The following is an 18,775-nucleotide window of genomic DNA, read 5'->3' on the forward strand; positions in this document are numbered from 1 at the left end:
TTTGTAAAGTGTTTTTTCTTAACAGTTCAATTTTTCTTATGAAAAGTTGAACGAATTGCTTACATAAATGGGAATTTCATCCCTTTTTTCTTACCTTTTCCTTGCATACCACTCATTTGTTTCATCATTTTCTTCATGTCCTCGAATTGTTTGAGAAGTCGGTTCACCTCTTGAATGGATGTTCCGCTCCCTTTCGCAATTCTTTTACGACGCGAAGCATTGATGGTTTCCGGATGAATTTTCTCATCTTTCGTCATCGATTGAATGATTGCCTCAACATGACTGATCTGCTTATCATCGACTTGAATCTTATCCAAGCCCTTCATTTTGTTTGCTCCAGGCATCATTTTCAGCAACTCATCAAGCGGGCCCATTTGCCTAACTTGACCTAATTGCTCCAGGAAATCATCAAAAGTGAAAGACATTGTACGCATTTTTTGTTCAAGTTCTTTGGCCTTTTCTTCATCAACATTGGCCTGAGCTTTCTCAATAAGGGAAAGAACATCTCCCATACCAAGGATTCGAGATGCCATGCGCTCAGGATGGAATGCTTCTAACGCATCCATCTTTTCACCCATCCCAACAAATTTAATTGGTTTGTCAGTGACGGAACGGATTGATAGTGCGGCCCCGCCTCGTGTATCACCATCAAGTTTTGTCAGTACAACACCCGATATGCCAAGGTTTTCATTAAAGCTTTGCGCAACATTTACCGCATCTTGACCTGTCATGGCATCCACTACGAGGAATATCTCATCTGGATTTGAGAGTTCTTTAATTTCTTTTAACTCTCCCATCAGGTTTTCATCAATGTGAAGTCGACCTGCTGTATCAATCAGAACATAATCGTGATGTTCTTCTTTTGCCTTTTCGATGGCCTTTTTCGCAATCTCAACAGGACTCACCTGATCTCCCAGTGAAAACACAGGTAAGCTTAATTGCTTCCCGATGGTTTCTAACTGCTTGATGGCAGCGGGACGGTAAATATCAGCAGCCACCAATAGTGGTTTGCGGTTATGTTTCTTTCGAAGCAGGTTTGCAAGCTTTCCAGTGGTCGTCGTTTTACCTGCACCTTGTAAACCAACCATCATAATGACAGTTGGAGGACGTTTAGCGACGGCAATCTGACTTTGTTCGCCACCCATCAAATTTGTAAGCTCTTCCTGGACAACTTTAATGACCTGTTGTCCCGGTGTAAGGCTCTTCATGACTTCTTGTCCGACAGCCCGTTCACTTACTTTCTTGACGAATTGCTTCACCACTTTAAAATTAACGTCTGCTTCCAAAAGAGCAAGACGAACTTCACGCATCATCTCTTTAACATCCGCTTCTGAAATCTTTCCTTTTCCACGGATTTTTTGTATTGTACCTTGCAGTCGGTCGGCTAATCCTTCAAATGCCATTCATGCCGCCTCCTAATCCAATATTTCAAGATCATCAATGAGTTTTAAACAATGGGAAGAATCGATTGATGATTCTCCTATTTTTTGTCTGAGTTGATCAAGAATCTCGTTGCGTTCTTGAAATTTTTTAAATAATAAAAGCTTTTCTTCGTACTCCTCGATCATGGCCTCTGTTCGTTTAATGTTATCATACACTGCTTGTCGACTAACATTATACTCTTCAGCAATTTCCCCTAAAGAGAAATCATCCAGATAATAAAGGGACATATAGCTTCTCTGCTTAGGAGTTAACAAAGATTGATAAAAATCGTAGAGATAATTCATTCTGGTCGTTTTCTCCAGCACGGATATCCCTCCTTGTTAAGTGAAAAACCTTTACATATGAAGAATACAGTGTTTACGGGTGTTTGTCAAGGATACTTATGGATTTTCCATAGAGAAAATCTCCAACTCTCCACACAAAAGAAGAGTAACCTGCAAGACGACTTCTTAAAGTCTTCCATCAGGCTACCCTACCGATTCTAAAATCTATTCTTCTTCATTATCGACCAGGTTTGAGAATAAGCCGTATACATATTTTTCAGCATCGAACGGCTGGAGGTCGTCCATTTTTTCTCCCAGACCTACATATTTCACAGGGATTTCGAGCTCGTTTCTGATTGCAAGGACAATACCACCCTTCGCTGTACCATCCAGCTTCGTCAGGACGATCCCTGAGACATTTGTTGCTTCTTTAAAGGTTTTCGCTTGTACCATGGCATTTTGACCTGTGGTCGCGTCGAGTACGAGTAATACTTCATGAGGAGCTCCTGGAACTTCTCTTTCGATCACCCGCTTCACTTTTTCAAGCTCTTTCATCAAATTCACTTTATTTTGTAATCTTCCTGCTGTATCACAAATAAGAATATCCGCTTTTTTGGCTTTTGCTGATTGAACTGCATCAAACATAACCGCTGCCGGGTCGCTTCCTGCAGCTTGTTTAATGACTGGAACTCCTACACGCTCACCCCATACTTCAAGCTGTTCGATTGCGCCTGCACGGAACGTATCACCTGCCGCAAGTACCACATTCCTGCCTTGTTCCTTGAACATATGAGCCATCTTTCCAATGGTCGTCGTCTTTCCGACACCGTTCACTCCGACAAACAGCAAAACCGTCAGCTGATTATCTTGAATGTTCAGGCTGCTGTCCTCATCACGATCTCCTTGGTAGATTTCAACAAGCTTCTCTGAAATGACTGATTGAACATCTTCAGTGTCTTGAATATTCTTTCGCTTCACTTCAAGTTTTAGTTCGTCAATCAGTTCCATGACCGTGTCAAATCCAACATCCGCTCCGATTAGGATTTCTTCCAGCTCTTCGAAGAATTCTTCATCCACTTTGCGGTATCTCGCAACCAGGTCATTGACCTTTGTTGTAAAGTTATTTCTCGTTTTACTTAGTCCATCTTTAAATTTCTCTGATACGTTGTCACTCGATTGTGTAAATTTATCTTTAAGCTTCTTAAAAAAACTCAACCTTTCACACCCCACTCATTAAGTTTCTAACAATTCCTTCGTTTCTTGAAGTCTGACTGATACTAATTTGGACACACCGGATTCCTGCATCGTTACACCATACAACACGTGAGCTTCTTCCATTGTTCCTTTACGATGGGTAATGACGATGAATTGTGTGTCATCGCTGAATTTCTTTAAATATTGACTGAACCTCTGTACGTTTGCTTCATCAAGAGCTGCCTCTACTTCATCTAGTATACAGAATGGTACAGGTCTGATCTTGAGGATTGAAAATAGCAGGGCAATAGCAGTTAAGGCTCGTTCCCCCCCGGACATCAGCCCAAGGTTCTGCAGCTTCTTCCCTGGAGGCTGTGCTACTATATCAACCCCCGTATGAAGAAGATCAGAAGGGTCAGTAAGCTTCAACTGCGCTCTCCCACCTCCAAACAACGCTCTGAATACCCCTTCAAATTCCACTTGAATAGCCGTGAAGGTTTGATCAAAGCGTTTGATCATTTCTGTGTCCATCTCATTTATGACCAAGTAAAGAGTGTCCTTCGCCTCCGTCAGATCATTTTTCTGCTCTACTAAAAACTCGTATCTTTCCTTCACTCGTTCATATTCATCAATGGCACCTAGATTAACGGTCCCTAGTTCTTCCAAGGCCAATTTCACAAGTTTCACTTTCTTTCTCGCTTCTTCGACCTCAATCGTTAAGGGGTAGTCTGACTTAGCAGCTTCAAACGAAAGCATATACTCATCACGTAAATGATCAAGACGATTTTCCAGTTCAACATCCAGACGATTGATTTTCACTTCCTCGTCCCTTAAAGCTCCTACCAACCCTTTATGCTGACGCTTTAATTCTTTCAACTCGAGCTCCTCGTCTTCAACCGCATGTTGAAGATTCAAGCGCTCTTCCCGTCGTATAGAAATCAAATTTGAAGTTTCTGATTTTTGAATCGAACACTCTTCAGCCTTCTTCCCAAGCTGCTCTTCTCCTGAAAAATTATCCTTCATTTCAGTCTGCAGCCACTCCAAATCATCTTGTAAAGTCGCCTTTCGCTTGTTTGTATCGACAATCGTTTCCTGCACACGAATTAATTGATTACGACTGTTAACCAATTGCTCGTTTCGTGCGGCCAGATTTGCTTTTATATCACTGATTTCATTCAATAAAGCATCCTTGGACGTTCGTTCACTATTCTTTTGGAGAGTAAGCTCGCTAATCTTTTGATCGAGCCTTGTAATATCTTCTCCTATTTCATCCAGAGACGCTCTTAATTCTTCCGTTCTGGAATCATGCTTCTCTTTTACCGACGTAAAGTCTTTTTTTTCTAAATCATACAGTGAAAGCCTTTCATCCAGATTCTGCTGGGATAATTCATTTTCACGAAGCTTTGATAGAAGCTCTTGCTCCTTGAGTCGCAAACGCTCTCCCTTAACTCTCATTTCCTCCAGCTTCTTCTCTCTGAAGCTGCTTTCTTCTTTCAGTGATTTCACTTGAGATTGAAGCTGTTCAGTCTGGCTTTCCATCGTGGAAAGCTTTTCTTTCATTTCTTCAAGCTCACCTTTCCTGGAGAGAAGCGAATTTTTCTTCTGCTTCACCGTACCACCGGACATGGACCCACCGGGGTTCACCACATCTCCGTCCAGGGTTACTAGACGGTAGCGATATTGTATAAGCTTGGCGATTTCATTTGCTCCCTTTAAATCCTTCGTGATGATCACATTTCCAACCAGGTTCGAAATCACCATTTGGAAGCGCTGATCATAATTCAAGAGATCGGTTCCAACTCCTATAAAGGAAGAATGACCCTTCAGCATATTTTTTTGACTATCGGGTATCGATTTCCCTTTAATCACGTTCATCGGTAAGAAAGTAGCACGGCCGTATTGGTTTTTCTTTAAGTAAGCAATGGCTTTTCGGCCATCTTCTTCAGTATCAACCACGATATGCTGCATGGAGGCTGCCAAAGCTGTATCCATAGCTGTTTCATATGATTTAGGTACGGTTATCAGTTCCGCAACCGCTCCTTGAATACCGGTTAACTGACCGTCACGTTCCTTAAGGACTTCTTTAACACCCTGGAAGAAACCTGTATAGTCTTCCTCCATTTCCTCAAGCATTTCCTTCCGGGATTTCGCCTGTTGCAGGAATTGGAAAGCTTGATAGAGGGTTTTTTCTTGCTTTTCATATTTTGCCTTCACCGACTCTAGCTTTTGCTGTTCCTCACGATAGAAGAATATGTGCTCATCGATTACCTCTTTTTGCTCCTGAAGCACTTTCGAAAGTTCTTTGTGACTCAGATGCAATTCATCACGCTGAATCACGTACTTTTCATTTTCTGCTTCTAATCGGCCGCTTCGATTGGATTGCTGCTCCAGCTGCTGCTCAAGGTACTGAATTTCATTTTTTGCTGACGCCTGCTGATTCAGCTTTTCAATGTAATCACTTTTGAAAGATTCTATTACATCTTCAATATTTTCATTGTAATGCTTAAACTGATTTTGTTTCGTTATGAGCAGCCCTTTTAGTTCCTTAACGTCTGAATCGATAGTCTTGAATTCCATTTCTGCTTTTTCTTTTTCAGAAGTCAGCTGTTGAATTTGTTCTTCTGCTTCTTCTATCGACTGTTTTAATTGAGTTTCGTTGGAAGACGAATTTTTCTTCCGTTCCACTAATACTTGCTTCCTACCTTCAAGTTTCTCCAATTCTTCACTTGTAGCCAAGAGCACTTCCTGAAGATTTGAAATCGACTCATCAAGAGCTGCAATTTTATCACGGGTTTGGGTCAGAACAGCTTCTTTTTTTTGTATTCGCGTGGAAAGTGCCAGTTCTTCTTTTCCATGATGTTCAAATTCTTCACTAAGCCTTTCCCACTGCTTATGTAAATCCTCAATATCATAGACCGTCAATGCGACTTCGAACTTCTCCAACTCTTCTTTTTTCTCCAAATAATCACGAGCCATCGAAGCTTGAATTTTAAGGGGTTCTACCTGCCCTTCTAACTCATGGAGAATGTCATTCACACGATTAAGATTTTCCTGTGTTTCAAATAACTTATTTTCCGCCTTTTTCTTGCGTGTTTTATACTTTAATACCCCGGCTGCCTCTTCAAAAATGGTTCTTCGTTCTTCAGGCTTACTATTCAGGATTTCCTCCACTTTTCCCTGACTGATGATGGAGAACGCTTCTTTCCCTAAGCCTGAATCCATAAACAACTCAATGATGTCCTTCAATCGGCAAGGTTGCTTATTAAGCAAATACTCACTATCTCCAGAGCGATACACTCGTCTTGTAACACTGATTTCACTATAATCGATCGGAAGGGTACCGTCTTCATTATCCAAGACAAGGGTTACCTCTGCTATGTTAAGGGCTTTTCTAGAATCACTCCCGGCAAATATAACATCTTCCATTTTTGATCCGCGCAGACTTTTGGCCGATTGCTCACCGAGTACCCAGCGAATCGCGTCTATAATATTGCTCTTCCCACTGCCGTTTGGTCCCACAACAGCTGTAACACCCGGGACAAACTCCACGGATATTCTTTCTGCAAAAGATTTAAACCCCATTACTTCTAGTTGTTTGAGGAACATCTTCTTTCCCCCTATTTAGCGTCTAGCTTTTGTTTTAGCTTCTCAAGTGCCTTCTGTGCGGCTTGTTGTTCAGCTTCCTTCTTAGATCGGCCTTTTCCAATGCCTAATTCTTCATCATTTAAACTGACTCGGGAAATAAACTGCCGGTTATGGGCAGGCCCGCTTTCTTCAAGGATGCTGTATTCAATCATCCCTGCACTGCCTCGTTGGACCAGCTCTTGTAACTGACTCTTATAATCCATCACATGAGAAAAAGCACCGACGTTGATTTTTGGATAGACAACTTTTTCAAGGATTGATATCACTTTTTCTAACCCTTGATCCAAATATACCGCTCCGATAAACGCCTCGAAGACATCTGCGAGTAATGCTGGTCTTTCCCGCCCGCCCGTCATTTCTTCACCTTTACCAAGTAAGATGAGTTCACCGAAATTCATTTCAATCGAGAACTTAACCAGGGATGGCTCACATACTATGGCTGCCCTTAATTTCGTAAGTTCACCCTCACTCATCATTGGATACTTCTTGAAAAGAAATTGAGAAACGGTTAATTCCAAAACGGCATCCCCAAGAAATTCTAAGCGTTCGTTGTCTTCATAAGGCTTACGACGATGCTCATTCACATAGGATGAATGAGTAAAAGCTTGTTTAAGTAGTTTTTCATCAGTAAATTGAATACCGATTTCATCTTGAAACGTTTTAAACTTACTATCATTTTTATGTCTGGATATTCCTTTGTTTCTACTTTGCTTCCGCATAAGGCACTCCACCTTGCTCTATATGTTCTCTTTTTTCTACTAATCAAGTTTATGCTAAAAAAAGCAATTACGCAAAAGTTTCTTGCACATGTTAGAACACAAATAAACTTGGTAGAAGTGAGACCTCTACCAAGTTTTGAATGGTTTTGAATGAAAGATCAGCGATCGCTTATCTTTTAATTCAATCTAACGATTAAGCTTTTGCTTTTATGTAGTTCACAGCATCACCTACTGTGCCGATTTTTTCAGCATCATCGTCAGAGATTTCCATGTCAAATTCATCTTCAAGTTCCATAACCAGCTCAACTACATCAAGGGAGTCAGCTCCTAGATCTTCTTTGAAAGAAGCTTCAAGAGTTACTTGAGATTCATCCACACCTAAACGATCTACGATAATTTTTGTTACACGATCTAATACTTCTGCCATTTTTGTCACCTCCCCTCAAGTATTATAGAGCATTTTGACCTCTAATGAAAAGAGTATCCACGAAAACAATTAATAATTTATTATTTTTTGACGTTACATGACCATTCCACCATCTATATGGAGCGTTTGCCCTGTCATATAAGAAGCTGATTCAGATGCAACGAACGTTACTACCTTCGCAATATCCTGAGGATCACCAAAGCGGCTTAAAGGAATTTGCTTTAACATTTCATTACGTACATCTTCCGGAAGCTGATCCGTCATATCCGTGGAAATGAAACCTGGAGCGATTGCATTTACCGTGATGCCTCGGGGTGCCAATTCTTTGGCTGTTGTTTTCGTTAATCCGATCACACCAGATTTGGCTGCCACATAGTTTGCCTGTCCAGGGTTTCCACTCACACCGACAATCGAGGAAATATTGATGATTCGACCGCTTCTTTGCTTCATCATTTGGCGTGTAACGGCCTTGGTGCAAAGGAAGACGCCTTTAAGATTGATGTTGATGACATCATCCCATTCTGCTTCTTTCATTCTCATTAATAAATTATCTTTCGTGATCCCAGCATTATTAACAAGAATGTCCACTGAACCGAACTGGCCAATCGTTTCCTTCACCATTTCCTGAACAGCATCACTATCTGATACATTACATTGTATGGCAATGGCTTCCCTGCCTAAACCTTTAATCTCATCGACGACTTCATTAGCCTTCGCTTCACTGCCAGAATAGTTAACGGCTACATTACAGCCTTCACGGGCAAGCTCAAGAGCAATTTCCCTTCCGATTCCCCGGGATGCTCCCGTTACAAGGGCAACTTTACCTTCTAAATTCATTTACGCTTCCTCCTTTAACGCTTGGATGGTTTGTACCAACGATGCTTCATCTTGAACAGCATACGTTTTCACCCGTCTATTCACTTTCTTCACTAGACCTGAAAGTACTTTACCAGGTCCAACTTCAATGAACGTATCCACATCTAATTCAAGCAATTTCTCGACAGTATCTTCCCATTGAACAGGTGAGTATAATTGTTCGATTAATAAACGCTTGATTTCTTCGCGATTGGTCACAGGTTCTGCCGTCACATTCGCGATGACCGGTACAGCTGCATCTTCAATCGTAATAGAATCCAAAATCGAAACAAACTGATCTGCAGCAGGTTTCATTAATTGGGAATGGAATGGACCACTTACTTGAAGTGGGATGACCCTTTTCGCTCCAGCTTCTTTGGCTTTCTCAGAAGCAAGTTCCACTCCTTTCACCGTACCTGAAATCACAATTTGACCAGGACAATTTAAGTTCGCAAGCCCTACTGGATGCCCCTCTTCAGTTACAAGATCTGTAACCTCTTTTAGCGGCTCTCTTGCCATACCCAGAACAGCAGCCATCGTGCCTTCTCCACTTGGAACCGCTTCTTCCATGAATTCCCCTCTTTTACGAACAGCATACACCGCATCTTCAAAGCGAAGAGCACCAGCAGCTACCAGTGCGGAATATTCACCTAAACTATGTCCGGCCGTATAATCTGCTGTAATGCCTTCTGTTCTTAAACGATCCAAAATCGCGATGCTCGTTGTTAATAGAGCTGGCTGAGCATTTGTCGTTTGAGTAAGCTCTTCTTGCGGTCCATCAAATATAACACTTGTTAATTCCGATTCCAATCTTTCATCCGCTTTAGTGAAATATGCTTGTACTTCAGGATATTTGTCAGCTAATTCTTTTCCCATTCCTACAGTTTGAGAACCTTGTCCGGGAAAAATGAACGCAATTTTACTCATGTTATTCTTCACTCCCCTTGATAGCATCTTTAATCGTATTGGAGACTTTGTGTTTCACCATTTCCCTGGCTTGTCTCATGGCATTATATAGGGCAACTTCATTTGAAGAGCCATGGGCTTTAATCACCGGTGCCTTCAGACCGAATAAGCCCGCGCCCCCATACTCTGTATAATCGAGCATATTTTTCATTTGCTTTAAATCATTTTTCACTAATCCTGCAGCCAATTTATTTTTTGTTGAAGCTGTGAATGTCTTTTTAAGCATAGAGAAAACAGAAAGAGCCGTTCCCTCAATCGTCTTCAATACCATATTCCCGGTGAACCCGTCGGTTACGACGACATCCGCAGGACCTTCAAGTAAGTCTCTGGACTCTACATTTCCAATAAAATGAATAGGAGCCTCTTTCAATAATTGGAATGTCCTCTTGGTTAATTCGTTCCCCTTTTTTTCTTCGGTACCGATGTTCAATAAACCTACGCGAGGATTGTTGATACCTCTTACTTTCTCGGCATATATACTCCCCATGATGGCATATTGCAACAGGTGTTCAGGCTTGGCATCGACATTTGCACCTAAATCGAGCATAAGAAACCCCTTGCCATCCAATGTCGGAAGCGTAGGTGCCAAGGCAGGTCGTTCAATTCCATCAATTCTGCCTACAATGAACAATCCAGCTGTCATAAGGGCACCTGTATTCCCTGCAGAAATACACGCATCCGCTTCTCCATTATTGACCGATTGTGCCATCAGAACCATCGATGCATTCTTCTTGCGTTTGACGGCTCTTACAGGTTCGTCTGTCGCCTCGATCACTTCATCCGTATGAACGATTGTCAATCGATCAACTGGTGTGATGTACTGTTTGATCTGATTTTCATCTCCGTATAAAATCACTTCTATATCATTAAATTCACTTAATGCCCGTTTTACACCAAGAACTATTTCTTTAGGAGCATGATCTCCGCCCATTGCATCTACGGCTAACTTCATCTACGCCTCATCCTTTGCAGATTTTTTAGAGCGATACATCTCAAATTCACCTGTGAAAACGAGTTCGCCACCGACTACACTTTGAACTTCTACAGTTGTTCGATCCTTTTGATCTTTCATATGTATCACTTTCGCTTTCGCAACAACACGCTCACCTTCCTTTACAGGTCGGGTAAATCGGATCGTTGACTTTGCTGTTAACGCTAGATCATCATTAATTACGGCAACAGCGAGAGAATTCGCTTGAGCAAATAAATGATGCCCCCTCGCTATCCCATTCCGAACGAAAACATGCTCTTGTTTCACGTCAAATATGGAAATCGCACTCTGATCTAACTCTATATCAATAATCTCTCCAATAATTTCTTCAATAGGTAATGATTTCACTTCATCTTCAAATGATTTCTCTGCGACATATTTAATACGTTCACGAAGTTCAGGGATCGATAATTCCATACGATCCAACCTGATTGTCTGCACACTTACTCGAAAACGTTCAGCTAATTCTTCATCTGTTATGAAAGGATTTTCCTTTATTGTGTCCGTAAGGTTTCCCTGTCTTTCCTTCTTTGAAAGTCTCAATTTCAACACCGTCCAGTATTAGTACTAGGTACTAATAGTAGTATATAATCAAAAAAAGCAGATTGCAAGAAAGAATCTCACAATCTGCCTGTCTAGTCTAGCTTTTCACCCTCTAATATGCCCGAAGCGGATAAACACTTCCTGAGAGGTTCATATTCGGGATCCTTCCAAAACTGATCGGATTGAATTAAGCCTGCAGCATCATCTCTCGCAACTTCCAACGCACGGTAGTCATGCACCATATCTGCCACTTTAAACTCAGGTAGTCCACTCTGCTTTCTTCCAAAGAAATCCCCCGGACCCCTTAGTTCAAGATCTTTTTCACTAAGAACAAACCCATCATTGGTTTCAGTCATGATCTTCATTCGTTCTTTTCCAACCTCGGTTTTCGGTTCGGCAAGAAGAATGCAATAGGATTGATGTTCGCCGCGTCCAACCCTTCCCCTTAATTGATGAAGCTGAGACAACCCAAAGCGCTCGGCATCATAAATCAGCATGAAAGTAGCGTTTGGAACATTCACACCTACTTCAACTACTGTTGTGGATACAAGTACTTGAAGATGATTTGCACTAAATTCCCTCATCACTTCATCCTTTTCATCGGGGTGAAGCCTTCCATGCATCAATCCGACGTTGTAACGTCCTTCAAAGTAAAGCAGCAATTGATTGTAAACATCTATTGCATTTTGAACATCCAGTTTGTCCGACTCTTCAATCAGGGGACATATCACATAGGCCTGCCTGCCTTGGTCTAACTCCTTGTCCATGAACGAAAGCACCCTTGATAGCATATCCGCTTTAGCCCAATAAGTTTCAATCGCCTTTCTTCCTGCTGGCATTTGGTCGATTATACTTACATCCATTTCACCAAACACCGTAATGGCAAGCGTCCGTGGAATCGGAGTCGCTGTCATAAACAATACATCAGGACTTTCCCCTTTTTCTCTGAGTACACGTCTTTGATTCACCCCAAAGCGATGCTGTTCATCGGTAACAACGAGTCCTAAATGCTTAAATTGAACATCCTCCTGAATAAGCGCATGTGTTCCAATAAGGATATCAATTTCTCCGTCTTTTAATTTTTCTAATAACAGCCTTCTTCTTTTTCCTTTTACCGAGCTTGTTAACAGGGCAACAGAAAGGCCCACAGGTTCCAACAATTCACTCAGAGAGTTTGCGTGCTGTTCTGCCAGAATTTCTGTAGGAACCATTAAAGCCCCTTGATATCCTGCGGTTACACTGGAGTATAATGCAATTGCCGATACGACTGTCTTCCCGGAACCAACATCGCCCTGTAAAAGGCGGTTCATGCGATAAGGGGACTTCATATCTGCTGAAATTTCATTTACCACACGCTTTTGTGCATCAGTTAAAGGAAACGGCAAAGAGTCAACAAACGCTTTGACCTTATCTAAATCATAATGCTGCTGCACTCCAGACGAATGTTCTTTTTCAAATTTCCTAAGTGCCTGCATTTTCAGTTGAAACAACAAAAACTCTTCATAAACAAAGCGTCTTCTTGCCTGCTTCATGTCTTCAGTTGAATCTGGAAAATGAAGATGATAAAGAGCATCGTTTCGACTTGCCAGCTTATATTTCTCCATTAGATGATGAGGCAGGTTCTCCGTCAGCAAATAACTGTAGTCCTGAAAAGCCTTTTTAATGAATTTTCTAAGTGTGTTATTTTTAATAGAGCCTTTTAATGAATAAACAGGTTCAAAGTCCCCCTGTTTCCCGTGGGGGCCAGACTGAAAATACTGAACCGTTATGATTTGCCTATTTTTATCCCATTTCCCTGTCACTGTCACCGTATCGTGAAGGTTTATTTTCTTCTTTAAATACGGCTGATTAAAAAATACGGCCTGAATTAAATTCCTCCCAACCAAAATCCGCAGGGTTAAACGGGATTTTTTCCTCCCATAATACATTAATGCAGGTTCTGAATGGACCTTCCCTTCCACTGTGACACGCTCATCATGGGCGACTTCCTCCAAATCTCGAAGCCTGTAATCCTCGTACCTGTAAGGCAGGTATTCTAACAAATCCAGAACAGAATAAACCCCCATTGCATTCAGCTGTACAGCTGTTTCTTCACCAATCCCCTTGATGTCCTGGATCGTTAGTCCTTCATTATGAGTCTTCACGTTTATTCAGGGAAACCCCAAAGATTTTCGCTTCAAGCTCCCTGCCTGTAGGGGTGGCAGCCAATCCTCCTTGAGCCGTCTCACGGAGAGCCACCGGCATTGTTTGACCGATTTTGTACATGGCGTCAATCACTTCATCACACGGAATACGACTCGTTATGCCTGCAAGTGCCATATCCGCTGCAACCATCGCATTGGCCGCTCCCATTGCATTCCGCTTCACACAGGGTACCTCAACGAGTCCCGCAACCGGGTCACACACAAGCCCTAACATATTCTTTAAGGTAATCGCCATGGCTTCAGCCGATTGGCTGGGTGTTCCCCCGGCCATCTCAACTATTGCTGCTGCTGCCATCCCACTCGCAGATCCAACCTCAGCCTGACATCCACCCGCTGCACCTGAGATGGAAGCGTTATTCGCTACAACAAACCCAAACGCTCCAGACGCAAACAAGAAGCGGATCATTTCATCTTTAGTAGGATTCAGCTTATTTTTAACAGCGAACAATGTTCCCGGAACAACTCCTGCAGACCCTGCAGTTGGCGTCGCACATATCGTCCCCATTGCAGCATTCACTTCATTGGTTGCTACCGCTTTACTTACTGCATCCAGGATGGTGTCCCCACAAAGTGAGTTGCCTTTTTCAATATACTTTTGTAAAAGCACAGCATCCCCGCCTGTTAAACCTGAATGTGATTTCACACCTTCCAGCCCTCTGGCTACAGCCTGTTCCATCACTTCAAGATTTCTCTCCATTTGACTGTAGACTTCTTCAAAGGATTTACCTGTAAATTCTATTTCCTGTTCAATCATAATATCAGAAATTTTCTTATTTTGACTTTCAGCTAGTTCTACTAACTCTGCTACATTTCGAAACATAAAAATGACCTCCTCGCCTGAATGTAAACGCTATCATTATAGTAATTGATTAATCGGAAATCCGGGTAACTTGAGTAATATTGGGCAGAGACGTCAGTTCATTGATGACAGCTTCATCAATCGGCTGATCCACTTCTATTGTCATCAATGCCATCTGACCCTTTTCTTTACGCGAAACATCCATATGACCGATGTTCAATTGATGTTTGGCAATGACATTGGATACAGATGCAATCGCCCCAAAGCGGTCGTCATGAACGACCAGTATAGCAGGATGATGACCTGACAGTTTGAGTTCAAATCCGTTAAGTTCGATAATTTCAACTTTTCCTCCACCAATGGAGATACCCACTAATTCGATTTCTCCTTTGTCATCGCCCATCCGGATACGAGCAGTATTCGGATGATCCGTAATGGCATCTTCCTCTTGAAACTTGATCTTTATTCCCTTTTGCCTTGCTACATTGATTGATTCGATAATTCGTTCATCATATGTATCATAATCGAGGATTCCACCTACAATGGCAACGTCTGTTCCATGACCCTTGTACGTTTTTGCAAATGATCCATAAAAGGATATCGTCGCCCATTTCGGTTCCCTGCGAAACAGGTTTCTCGCCACTCTTCCTATTCTGGCAGCACCAGCCGTATGTGAGCTTGATGGACCAATCATAACAGGACCGATAATATCAAATACACTTTTGTATTTCATGACTTTTCCCCCTCACTTAACATCCTAACTATATAACCATTCTAACATAATTGAAGGGGACAAACTCCATATAGAGCTGCCCCCCTTCCTTTATTCCTTATTCAACTGAGAATATATAGGAGTAAAGTGGTTGTTTACCATTATGAACTTCCACTTCTACATCTTCATAATGCTCTTCTACATACTCTTTTAATGAATGCACGTCCTCTTCTGTTACATCTTCACCATATAGAATGGTTAAAATTTCGGAGTCTTCATCTAGCATTTTCTCTAATAAGCTTTGCGCCGACTTTTGACGGTCATGATCAGAAATAACAATCTTACCTTCTGCGATTCCCATAAAGTCATCTTTAGCGATCGCAACACCGTCAATATTCGTATCTCTTACAGCAAACGTGATTTGACCCGTTTTGACCTGCTTTGAAGCTTCAGTCATTAACTGCTTGTTGTCTTCAACAGAGGCTGATGGATTAAAAGCAAGTAATGCAGCCATTCCTTGAGGCACTGTCTTCGTTGGGACAACGGCTACTTCCATTTCAAGAACTTCTGCCGCTTGATCTGCTGCCATAATAATATTTTTATTATTTGGCATGATAATGACTTTCTTCGCATTCACTTCTTCAACAGCTTTTACGATATCCTCCGTACTTGGATTCATCGTTTGACCACCTTCAATCACAGCGGTAGCACCGATGCTTTTGAATAACTCGGAAATCCCTTCACCCATAGCAACCGTAACAATGGCAAAGTCAACTTCTTTTGGTGCAGCAGGAGTTTGAGAATTCACCGGCTTTGTTTCACCAACGATGCTGCTGTGCTGTTGTCTCATGTTTTCAATCTTGATATTGATGAGACTTCCGTATTTATGACCATACGTCAATACATCACCCGGTTGTTCAGAATGGATATGTACTTTAGCTAATTCATCGTCACTTATGACAAGCAGGGAATCACCGAATCCGCTTAAATCCTGCCGGAAATCTTCTTCGTCAAATGATTGTTTGTCTTGTTCAAATCTAACCATGAATTCAGTGCAATAGCCAAACTCAATATCCTCCGTACTCATGAAATCCTGAGCTGTTTTATGATGCTCAGCACTCACGAGATCATTCATGGACGGTAACGAAGCTTGATTGGAAACCTTTTCTCCCTTTAGCTCAGCTAAAAATCCTTCATATACGAATAGTAGTCCTTGACCACCACTATCAACCACTCCCACTTCCTTTAGAACAGGAAGTAAATCAGGTGTACGATTTAACGAAGCCTGTGCCTCATCGACGATTGCCTGCATTAGCTTTACGAAATCATTTTCTGTTTCAGCTACAGAAACACCTTTTCTGGCAGCATCTTTCGCAACCGTTAGAATCGTTCCTTCAACAGGTTTCATTACCGCTTTATAAGCCGTTTCTACACCTGTTTGAAGTGCATTGGCAAATTCTGCACTTGATAAGGATTCTTTCCCTTCAATCGCTTTACCAAAGCCTCTGAACAATTGGGATAAGATAACACCTGAGTTACCTCTTGCTCCCATCAATAGCCCTTTTGAAAGAGCGGCAGCCACATTTCCAATATGGCCTTGAATATGGTTTTGAACTTCCTTCGCACCAGAAGTCATGGATAAATTCATATTTGTTCCAGTATCACCATCAGGAACAGGAAAAACGTTCAGCGCGTCAACCAGCTGCGCATGGGCAGATAATCGGGTGGCACCTTGTATCACCATTTCAGCAAAACGTTTTCCTTCCAAAGATGTAATCGACACGAATCTTCCTCCTCACTACGGGTTCGTGACACGAACCCCCTGCACAAAAATATTTACTGAATCTACCGCCAAGCCGACGGTCTTATCAAGAGTATATTTAACCTTGGATTGTACATTATGAGCAATCTCAGAAATTTTTGTACCATAACTCACAATAATATACATATCAATATGTACTTCCTCTTCATCTTGACGAACGATCACTCCGCGAGTGAAATTTTCCTTACGTAAGATATCTGTGAAACCGTCTTTAATTTGGTTCTTTGAAGCCATTCCAACAATTCCGTAGCAATCCACCGCTGCACCTCCAGCAATCATTGCAATGACATCATTCGTAATATCAATTTGTCCGTACTGCGTTTTCAATTCGATGGACATGGAATGTTTTCCCCCTTTAATTACATGCTTGGCTAAAAACATTTTACTATAAGTATGCTGTTTTTGAAAGCTAAACTATTATCTCTATGTGATTTGTTGGGTCATGATCTCTATTTTTTCCTTAATAAGCAAAGATTAATCATTTATACTTCAGGTGAACTGAGTGATGATAATCGTATTTTAGAGAATGGATTGTTCATGTTCCAGATACTTAATCCAGAAATGCCCTGATTTTTTATGTTTCTATCAGATCACGTTGTCCACTTAGCAAAAGATAGAAAAAAGACGCCTAGAAACTAGACGTCTTCTCGTTTTAAGTATTATACGCGTTCAACTTTACCAGATTTCAACGCTCTTGCAGAAACCCATACTTTCTTAGGCTTTCCGTCTACAAGAATTCGAACTTTTTGCAGGTTTGCACCCCAAGTACGCTTGTTCGCATTCATTGCGTGAGAGCGAGCGTTACCTGAGCTAGCTTTACGGCCTGTTACTACGCATTGTTTTGCCATAATATATTCCCTCCTCACTAACAAGAAGCTGAAGTTAATTTCAGTTCCACATTTCGCTTATTATCATAAAGATACTTTAATAATTTATCACACAACTTTCTATAATGCAATACTACAATTAAAACCTTTCAAGAAAAAATACTTTACACCCCGAAAAGCGGAGGCGGCTCGCCCAGAGGCGACAAGCATAAGGCGAACCTGCCGGAAAGGCGCTCTTTGCCTTTTTGGCAGGTTTGACTTATGACCTCGAGCATCAAGCCCCTGGAGCTGGACATCGCAGAAAAGCGTAAGGGGCTCGCCCTGAGGCGACAAGCATAAGGCGAACTAACCAGAAAGGCGGCTTTTTGCCTTTTTGGTCAATTTAGCTTATGACCTCGAGGGACTAGCCGCCGGAGCTGGACATATAGAAAAGCGGAGGCGGCTTGCTAACAAAAAAGAAGATGGCAATAGCCATCTCCAACAGACCATTTATTCTTTTTTAAACGTTCCTAACATCGCCCTCACAAGTCCACCCAAGAATTTTGGTAATTTAATTGTATAAAAGCGCATTTTTAGTCCCTCCCCACAATCTAAAGAACGTAATGTTTCGATTGACAACAGTTCAGTCTATTCAAGCAGTCTCAGTTAAGTACGTCTTCTTTTCTGCCTGGTTTTTAGAAGCTTTAATCACTGCTTCTTATCACCATTAATATGCCATTTGAAAAGGAAAAAGTACCAGATGATTGTATAAGTTCATTACTAATACATAGTGTGGAACCTCTGAAAATATTCCGTTTTTTTAATGGATATTTAAAGCCTGAGAGGGTGATATCCTCAACAAAATCGGTGACGGGAACAAAAGAAATATAGTGTAAATCCTTGTTTTTCTCCACGGAATGTCCCCCTGCTGTAGCGAGGTATATTCGATTTTGCACATCGATGATTTCCACATGGATATCCTTTTCAACCAGGCTTGGCATCATGAGTAATTGTAGGTTTCCCATGAAGTGATCAAGGCGTCCTCCAGTCGCACCAAAAATGTTAATATTGTCTGGATTCTGATCAATTGCCCAGTTAAGGGCAAGTTCGAGATCCGTTTCATCCTTTTCAGGCTTAAAGCGATTGACTTCCTGGACTTTTTCTTGAATCAGATGCCATTCTTCATCGGTAACTGAATCAAAATCCCCAAACGCTACCCATGGTTCCATGGACTGTTCCAATAGTGTATAAACCCCACGGTCCACCCCTATCCACTTCACTACTTCCCCGTCGTACTCCTTCAATTCAGGGATATATCTTCCTGGACCACCTGCTACTATATTGATTATCATTATCTCCACTCCTTTTCTACAAAAATGGACTGAC

The 18,775-nt window shown here is 41.7% G+C and carries 18 protein-coding genes; all 18 read right to left on the bottom strand.

Annotated features, from left to right (window positions below):
- Positions 1-59: 59 nt before the first annotated feature.
- The 18 genes from ffh to ACQKFO_RS06890 all read right to left on the bottom strand — a co-directional run bounded on the left by ffh (position 60) and on the right by ACQKFO_RS06890 (position 18,741).
- Complete coding sequence (gene ffh, locus ACQKFO_RS06805) at positions 60-1,403, bottom strand: signal recognition particle protein (RefSeq protein ID WP_427597561.1); 1,344 nt, start codon at positions 1,401-1,403, stop codon at positions 60-62.
- Between the two features lie 12 nt (positions 1,404-1,415).
- Positions 1,416-1,748: a putative DNA-binding protein gene (locus ACQKFO_RS06810; RefSeq protein WP_427597562.1), complete on the bottom strand. Its 333-nt coding sequence runs from the start codon at positions 1,746-1,748 to the stop codon at positions 1,416-1,418.
- 183 nt (positions 1,749-1,931) lie between these two features.
- Complete coding sequence (gene ftsY, locus ACQKFO_RS06815) at positions 1,932-2,921, bottom strand: signal recognition particle-docking protein FtsY (protein ID WP_427597564.1); 990 nt, start codon at positions 2,919-2,921, stop codon at positions 1,932-1,934.
- Positions 2,922-2,939: 18 nt separating this feature from the next.
- Positions 2,940-6,506, bottom strand: a complete 3,567-nt coding sequence (gene smc / locus ACQKFO_RS06820) for a chromosome segregation protein SMC (protein WP_427597566.1) — start codon at positions 6,504-6,506, stop codon at positions 2,940-2,942.
- 11 nt (positions 6,507-6,517) lie between these two features.
- The gene (rnc, locus tag ACQKFO_RS06825) at positions 6,518-7,264 is read right to left on the bottom strand and encodes a ribonuclease III (protein WP_427597567.1); all 747 of its coding nucleotides are present in this window, start codon (positions 7,262-7,264) and stop codon (positions 6,518-6,520) included.
- A 193-nt stretch (positions 7,265-7,457) separates the two neighbouring features.
- Positions 7,458-7,691 (bottom strand): acyl carrier protein, encoded by a 234-nt coding sequence (gene acpP / locus ACQKFO_RS06830; protein ID WP_113968250.1) that lies wholly within the window; start codon positions 7,689-7,691, stop codon positions 7,458-7,460.
- A 93-nt stretch (positions 7,692-7,784) separates the two neighbouring features.
- A complete protein-coding gene (fabG, locus tag ACQKFO_RS06835) occupies positions 7,785-8,528 on the bottom strand; it encodes a 3-oxoacyl-[acyl-carrier-protein] reductase (protein WP_427597568.1) in 744 nt (247 codons plus the stop codon).
- Positions 8,529-9,473 (bottom strand): ACP S-malonyltransferase, encoded by a 945-nt coding sequence (fabD, locus tag ACQKFO_RS06840; protein ID WP_427597569.1) that lies wholly within the window; start codon positions 9,471-9,473, stop codon positions 8,529-8,531.
- A gap of 1 nt (position 9,474) precedes the next feature.
- Positions 9,475-10,464 carry a phosphate acyltransferase PlsX gene (plsX, locus tag ACQKFO_RS06845; protein WP_427597571.1) on the bottom strand — a complete coding sequence of 330 codons (990 nt, stop codon included), beginning with the start codon at positions 10,462-10,464 and terminating at the stop codon, positions 9,475-9,477.
- Positions 10,465-11,046, bottom strand: a complete 582-nt coding sequence (gene fapR, locus ACQKFO_RS06850; RefSeq protein ID WP_148968708.1) for a transcription factor FapR — start codon at positions 11,044-11,046, stop codon at positions 10,465-10,467.
- Between the two features lie 92 nt (positions 11,047-11,138).
- Positions 11,139-13,190 carry an ATP-dependent DNA helicase RecG gene (gene recG, locus ACQKFO_RS06855; RefSeq protein WP_427597572.1) on the bottom strand — a complete coding sequence of 684 codons (2,052 nt, stop codon included), beginning with the start codon at positions 13,188-13,190 and terminating at the stop codon, positions 11,139-11,141.
- Positions 13,177-14,070, bottom strand: coding sequence for an L-serine ammonia-lyase, iron-sulfur-dependent, subunit alpha (sdaAA, locus tag ACQKFO_RS06860; RefSeq protein ID WP_427597573.1), 894 nt, complete (start codon positions 14,068-14,070; stop codon positions 13,177-13,179). The genes recG and sdaAA overlap by 14 nt, the downstream gene beginning before the upstream one ends.
- Before the next feature lie 49 nt (positions 14,071-14,119).
- Complete coding sequence (sdaAB, locus tag ACQKFO_RS06865) at positions 14,120-14,782, bottom strand: L-serine ammonia-lyase, iron-sulfur-dependent subunit beta (RefSeq protein ID WP_427597574.1); 663 nt, start codon at positions 14,780-14,782, stop codon at positions 14,120-14,122.
- Positions 14,783-14,879: 97 nt separating this feature from the next.
- Complete coding sequence (locus tag ACQKFO_RS06870; protein WP_427597575.1) at positions 14,880-16,544, bottom strand: DAK2 domain-containing protein; 1,665 nt, start codon at positions 16,542-16,544, stop codon at positions 14,880-14,882.
- 15 nt (positions 16,545-16,559) lie between these two features.
- Positions 16,560-16,922 (bottom strand): Asp23/Gls24 family envelope stress response protein, encoded by a 363-nt coding sequence (locus tag ACQKFO_RS06875; RefSeq protein ID WP_034755738.1) that lies wholly within the window; start codon positions 16,920-16,922, stop codon positions 16,560-16,562.
- 320 nt (positions 16,923-17,242) lie between these two features.
- Entirely contained in the window at positions 17,243-17,431 is a 189-nt protein-coding gene (gene rpmB / locus ACQKFO_RS06880) for a 50S ribosomal protein L28 (protein ID WP_034755741.1), read from the bottom strand.
- 468 nt (positions 17,432-17,899) lie between these two features.
- Entirely contained in the window at positions 17,900-17,980 is an 81-nt protein-coding gene (spoVM, locus tag ACQKFO_RS06885) for a stage V sporulation protein SpoVM (protein ID WP_032088878.1), read from the bottom strand.
- A 113-nt stretch (positions 17,981-18,093) separates the two neighbouring features.
- Positions 18,094-18,741 carry a thiamine diphosphokinase gene (locus ACQKFO_RS06890; protein WP_427597577.1) on the bottom strand — a complete coding sequence of 216 codons (648 nt, stop codon included), beginning with the start codon at positions 18,739-18,741 and terminating at the stop codon, positions 18,094-18,096.
- Between the last annotated feature and the right edge of the window lie 34 nt (positions 18,742-18,775).

Source organism: Rossellomorea sp. NPDC071047, from assembly GCF_050270195.1.
In the GTDB taxonomy this organism is placed as follows: domain Bacteria; phylum Bacillota; class Bacilli; order Bacillales; family Bacillaceae_B; genus Rossellomorea.